The sequence below is a fragment of the Pseudomonas sp. AGC41 genome (assembly GCF_057334555.1).
The window spans coordinates 64,325-65,668 of sequence record NZ_JBHFJB010000136.1 but is presented as its reverse complement, the minus strand read 5'-3'; the positions used below and the strand labels follow the sequence as shown (position 1 = coordinate 65,668).

The 1,344-nt window shown below is 65.8% G+C and carries 1 protein-coding gene; it reads left to right on the top strand.

Annotated features, from left to right (window positions below):
• Positions 1 to 147: 147 nt before the first annotated feature.
• Positions 148 to 1,323 carry a CaiB/BaiF CoA transferase family protein gene (locus ACE04F_RS22220; protein ID WP_486109947.1) on the top strand — a complete coding sequence of 392 codons (1,176 nt, stop codon included), beginning with the start codon at positions 148 to 150 and terminating at the stop codon, positions 1,321 to 1,323.
• Positions 1,324 to 1,344 lie beyond the last annotated feature (21 nt).

Below are 1,344 nucleotides of genomic sequence, written 5' to 3'. Positions count from 1 at the left end.
CCCCCCCCCCCCCCCCCCCCCCCCCCCCCCCCCCCCACGACAGCCCTCGCGCTGAGCGGATTTGTCAGCCCGAACGACACCCCCGGTAATTGCTCCTTCGCCAGGCCCTGCCTAGGCTTGAACACACCATTCAAGCGGAGATCGCCCATGCAAGGCCCACTGGCATCGCTCAAGGTTCTGGATTTTTCCACCCTGCTGCCCGGCCCGTTCGCTTCGTTGTTGCTGGCGGACATGGGGGCCGAGGTGTTGCGCATCGAATCGCCGGAGCGTCCTGACCTGCTGCGGATATTGCCGCCCCATGACCAGGGCACCTCGGCCAGCCATGCCTACCTCAACCGCAACAAGCGCAGCCTGGCCCTGGACCTCAAGCAGCCCGCGGCACTGGAGATCATCAAGCGGTTGCTGGACGACCATGACATCCTGCTGGAGCAGTTCCGCCCCGGCGTGATGGAGCGGCTGGGCCTGGGTTACGAAGCCTTGAAGGCGATCAATCCCCGGCTGATCTACGTGTCGATCAGCGGTTATGGCCAGACCGGCCCGTTCAAGGATCGCGCCGGCCATGACATCAACTACCTGGCCCTGGCCGGGCTGGCGAGCCACACCGGTCGGGCCGACAGCGGGCCGCTGCCGCTGGGCATCCAGGCGGCGGACATCGCCGGCGGTTCGCTGCACGGGGTGATCGGCCTGCTGGCGGCGGTCATTGCCCGCCAGCAGAGCGGGCAGGGCCAGCACCTGGACGTGAGCATGACCGACTGCGTCTTCAGCCTGAACGCACTGGCCGGCGCCGGTTACCTGGCCTGCGGGGTGAAACCGGGTTGGGAAAACCATGCGCTCAACGGTGGCAGTTTTTATGATTACTACCGCACGCGGGATGGCCGCTGGATGTCGGTGGGCAGCCTCGAGCCAGGGTTCATGCAGGCGCTGTGCACGGCCTTGGGGCGGCCGGAGCTCGCCGCCCAAGGCCTGGCGCCCGAGCAACAGCAGGGGCTCAAAGAGCAACTGCGCTCCGAATTCGAGAAGCGCGATTTTGCCGATCTTTGCGCGTTATTCGCCGAGGTGGATGCCTGCGTCGAACCGGTGCTGGAGCTGGACGAAGCGCTTGAGCATCCGCAATTGAAGGCCAGGCATCTGGTCACTCAGGTGCCCCGTGGCGACGGATCGAGCCAGGCGCAGATGGCGTGCCCGTTGAAGTTTTCCGCAGGCTTGCCCGAGCCTCGGCATATAGGCGCGAGGCTGGGGGCGCATACGGATCTGGTGTTGCGGGAGTTGGGGTTCGGTGATGAGCAGATTGCCCAACTGCGGGATGACCGGGTGGTTGTGTAGTGTTCTTTCGGGCCTCATCGC